This is a genomic window from Streptomyces chiangmaiensis (assembly GCF_036281785.1).
Classification (GTDB): domain Bacteria; phylum Actinomycetota; class Actinomycetes; order Streptomycetales; family Streptomycetaceae; genus Streptomyces; species Streptomyces chiangmaiensis.
Genome location: NZ_JAYWVC010000362.1, coordinates 1 through 4,799 on the forward strand (window position 1 = coordinate 1; position 4,799 = coordinate 4,799).

Annotated in this window: 1 protein-coding gene; it reads left to right on the top strand. The window is 69.0% G+C overall.

The genetic code is table 11. The features are described from left to right. The first annotated feature begins 450 nt into the window (after nt 1-450). Nucleotides 451-4,605 carry a carboxypeptidase regulatory-like domain-containing protein gene (locus VXC91_RS42430; protein WP_456243101.1) on the top strand — a complete coding sequence of 1,385 codons (4,155 nt, stop codon included), beginning with the start codon at nt 451-453 and terminating at the stop codon, nt 4,603-4,605. Nucleotides 4,606-4,799 lie beyond the last annotated feature (194 nt).

The window sequence follows — 4,799 nt, forward strand, 5'->3', positions numbered from 1 at the left end:
GCGGACACGGTGCAGGCGGTCACGGCATTGAGGGTGAGAGACCAGAATATGCGGCAACATGGCAGTTTTACGGGGAAATTGACGGACCGTCGTTTCCATGACCGATGGCCTTCTTATGACATCGATCAGACGTCATAAAGGCCCCGTTGTCGCGCAATGGAGACGATGAACACAACTATGTTTAACCAGCGGGTAGGTAAAGGCGTTTCAGGGTCGCGTCCAGCAGTCGCGCCGGCGACGGAGAAAGTTTTCGAAAGCTTGGTGTGACGAGCACTTCGTCCACGGCCGTTCGATCATGAAAGCTGTGCCCCCGGCGGATCGAGTGATCCACTGTCGGCACGTGCAGCCGACCCGTACCGGAAAAGGAGCCACGAATTGGGCGCCTTGAAACAGCGGAGACCAAGACGCTGGAGCACGACCGTACGAACAGTCGTGGTGGCCGCCGCGGCGCTGGCGCTGTTCGGTCTCGAACTCCCCAGCCAGGCAGTTGCTCTGACCTCTGTCGGCACCCAGGCTGATGCCGCGGGTGCCGCTCCGAGCCCGACTGACACGCGTGTGGAACACCTGTGTTCCACGCCCAAGCCAGGCGAGTTCGGCTGCTTCGCGCTGCGCCGGACGCCGGCGCAGGGCGCCCGGACCCACTTGGCCAACGGCGACACGCCCAGCGGCTTCGGGCCTGCGGATCTGCAGAGCGCCTACAACCTGTCGGCAGACGGGGGCGCCGGCCGCACGGTGGCGATCGTCGACGCCTTCGACGACCCGACCGCCGAGGCGGACCTCGCGGTCTACCGTGCCCAGTACGGGCTTCCGCCGTGCACCACCGCCAACGGCTGCTTCACCAAGGTGTCCCAGCGCGGCGGCACTGACTACCCTGCGGCCGATGCGGGTTGGGCCGGTGAGATATCACTCGACCTGGACATGGTGTCGGCCGCGGCGCCCAACGCGAAGATCCTTCTGGTCGAGGCGGACGACGCATCGTTCGAAGCCCTCGGTACGGCGGTCAACCAGGCCGTCGCCATGGGCGCCAAGTACGTCTCCAACTCCTACGGTACGGAGTACGAGGAGGGCGATGGCGAGGACCCGTCGGAGGTCACCGCCATGGACGCGTACTACAACCACCCGGGTGTCGCGATGCTCGTCTCCTCCGGCGACTCCGGCTACGGCGTCTCCTACCCGGCGGCCTCGCAGTACGTGACGGCGGTCGGCGGCACGTCCCTGGTCAAAGATTCCGGGACCGCCCGCGGCTGGTCCGAGTCCGTCTGGGGCGGCGCCGGATCGGGCTGCTCGCAGTACGAGCCCAAGCCAAGCTTCCAGCAGGACACCGGGTGCGCCAACCGCGCTGTCGCGGACGTCTCGGCGGTCGCCGACCCGAACACCGGTGTCGCGGTCTACCAGACCTACGGCGCCGACGGCTGGGCGGTCTACGGTGGCACCAGCGCCAGCGCGCCCATCATCGCATCGGTGTACGCAGCGGCCGGCGAGCCGACCGCGGGGACGTACCCCAACTCCTACCCGTACCTGAACCCTTCCGCCCTCAATGACGTGACGGCAGGGAGCAACGGCGGCTGCGATCCGAGCTACCTGTGCAGCGCCCAGGCGGGATACGACGGTCCGACGGGACTCGGTACCCCGAACGGCCCCGACGCGTTCCGGAGCGGGCCGCACGGCGAGGTCTCCGGCACGGTCACGGCCGGCGCGGACGGCACCCCGCTCGTCGGAGCCTCCGTCTCGGTGGGCGGCTCCCGTGCGACCACCGACACCCACGGCGCCTACCACCTCAATGTCCCGGCCGGCACCTACGACATCACGGCGTCCGCCTACGGCTACGCCGGCAAGACGGTCACCGGAGTGTCAGTGGCCGACGGCGCCTCGGTGAGTGAGAACTTCTCCCTCGCCTCCGTGCCCAGCCGGACCGTGAGCGGCAAGGTCACCGACGGCAGCGGCCACGACTGGCCGCTGTACGCCAGGATGACCGTGGACGGCGTGCCTGGCGGCCCGGTGTTCACCGACCCCGTCACCGGTGAGTACAGCCTTCGGCTCCCGCAGGGCCACGACTACACCCTGCACGTCAGCGCCGCCTACCCCGGCTATGAGGCACAGCAGCGGACCGTCACCCTCGGCAGCTCGGCGCTGACCGTCCCGTTCGCTCTGCCGGTGGACCGGAAGGCCGAGATCACGCCGGGTTACGCGGTCCACTGGACCGGAACCAACCAGGGATTCGACTCCGCCGCCGCGGCGCCCGACGGCTGGAAGGTGGTCAACGCCGACGGCACCAACGGCGGATGGACGTTCGACGACCCCGGTCACCGGGGCAACCACACCGGTGGTTCCGGAGCCTTCGCCAGCGTCGACAGCCAGCTCGCGGGGTCCGGTGCATCCCAGGACTCGCAGCTGATCAGCCCGGCCTACGACCTGAGCGCAACGACCACCCCGTTCCTCTCCTTCGACACCGAGCAGCTCATGGCCTTCGGAACGGCGGCCGTCGACGTGTCCGCCGACGGCGGCGCGACCTGGACGCACATCTGGGCGTACCAGCGCGTGGTCGGACCGGTGCATGTCGAGCTGCCGCTGAAGCAGTACGCCGGCAAGTCCGACGTCCGGCTGCGCTTCCACTTCGTCGCCCAGAACAGCTACTGGTGGCAGGTCGACAACGTCCGCGTCGGCAACCGCAGCTACGACCCGGTACCCGGCGGCCTGGTGACGGGCACCGTCGCCGACGACAACACCGGAGCCCCCGTCGTCGGGGCGAAGGTCACCAGCAAGGACGCGCCGACCGAGTCGGCGCTCACCACGGCCACCCCGGACGACCCGAACCTTCCGGACGGCTTCTACTGGATGTACTCCTCGGTCACCGGCAAGCATGACTTCTCGGCGGTCAAGCCCTACTTCGAGGCCGGCACCGAGCGGGCGAAGGTCGCTGCCAACGGCGCCGTCGCGCGCGACTTCCGCCTGAAGGCGGGACAGCTCACCGTGAAGCAGGCTTCCATCGACGAGACCGTCGCCCTGGGCGGGCAGAAGACCGCGAAGCTGCTTGTCCAGAACCGCGGAAGCGCACCCGCAAAGCTGGCCATCGGCGAGCATTCCGCACTGCCTGCGCAGCAGGCATCGGGCGGGGCACCGCTGAAGCTGGTCCAGGGAACCTTCTCGCCCCTGTCGATGAAGGCCACCGCGGCAAGGGCGCGTGCGCAGAACCCGAACGCCGTCGCCGCGAACGCAGCGCCTGCGGACACCACGGCCAGCGGGGACGCCTGGCAGTCGTCGGCCGACCTGCCCATGGCCCTGCACAGCAACATCGCCGATACCTACGACGGCAGGCTGTACACCGGACTCGGCTTTGACGGCCGCCAGGACACCAACGCGTGGTACTCCTACGACCCCCGCACCGCGGACTGGGCCACGCTGGCCTCCCCTGCCGACGCTCGGGAGATGCCTGCCCACGGCGTCATCGGGGACAAGCTCTACGTCGCGGGCGGCTGGGGCGGCCCCGGCACCGACCGCAAGCTGGAGATCTACGACCCGCACACCGACCGCTGGTCGCTCGGGGCATCCATGCCCAAGGCCTACGCTGCCTCCGCGAGTGCGGTCGTGGGCGACAAGCTGTACGTGGTCGGCGGCTGCTACGAGCTCTCCTGTGTGGGCGTCACGGACGTCATGGTGTACGACTCGCACACCGACAGCTGGTCCCAGGCGGCTCCGTACCCCGAGCCGATCTCCTGGAGCTCCTGCGGCGCCATCCGGGGCAAGCTCTACTGCTCCGGCGGAATTTCGGGGCAGCCCGGCCTCCCCGTGAAGCACGCGTACGTCTACGACCCGCACACCGACAGCTGGTCCCAGATCGCCGACCTGCCGAACCCGACCTGGGGCGCGGCGTACAGCGCCGCGAACGGGCTGCTGCTCGTCTCCGGTGGGGTGATCAGTGGCGGGTTCAGGCCGGCGCTCACCAACCAGGGCTACGCCTACAACCCCGACACCAACGCATGGACCGCGCTGCCCAACGCCAACGCCACCGTGTACCGCGGGGCGGGAGCGCCGGGGTTGTACGTGGTCGGCGGCATCCAGAGCAACGCGGTGTTCGCTCCGCCGATCAAGACGGTGAGCGTGCTGCCCGGCTACGCCGAGGGTGGGTCCCCCACCGATGTCAGCTGGCTCTCCGAGACCCCCAAGTCGGTCACCATCGCACCCGGGGACAGCACCATGGTGACGGTCCGCCTGGACGCCTCGGCACTGGGAATCGTCCAGCCGGGCGACTACACCGCAGCCCTGTCGCTCAGGTCTGACACCCCGTACCCGACGCTGTCCGTGCCCGTGACGATGCACGTCGGTCCGGCGGAGAACTGGAGCAGGGTCACCGGTACCGTGCTCGGCTCGACCGGCCGCGGACACAGCACTCCGCTGGCCGGGGCGACGGTGAAGATCCGCGCCGCGGCGACCAGCTACACCCTCACCACGTCCGAGGGTGGCGCATACAGCCTGTGGCTGCCTGCCGATGACGAAGCGATCACCGTCCTTGCTGCCAAGGGTGGCTTCAAGTCGGCGCGCGCGGCCGTGGCAGTCAGGAAAGGACAGACCACCACCGAGGACATCACCCTGCGGCAGGCTCACTGAACCTGCTGCTGGGCGGGCGGAGTGAACTGATGTGAAGGCGGCCCGGCTCCCCTCGCGGAGCCGGGCCGTCTGCCATCCGGTGCGGAAAGGCGGCTCGCACCGACGGGGCAGGGCGCTGCGCGCGCCATTCTCATCAACCCCCGCTACATCGGCTACGAGGTCTGGAACAAGCAACGCAAGGAAGAACGCCTCCC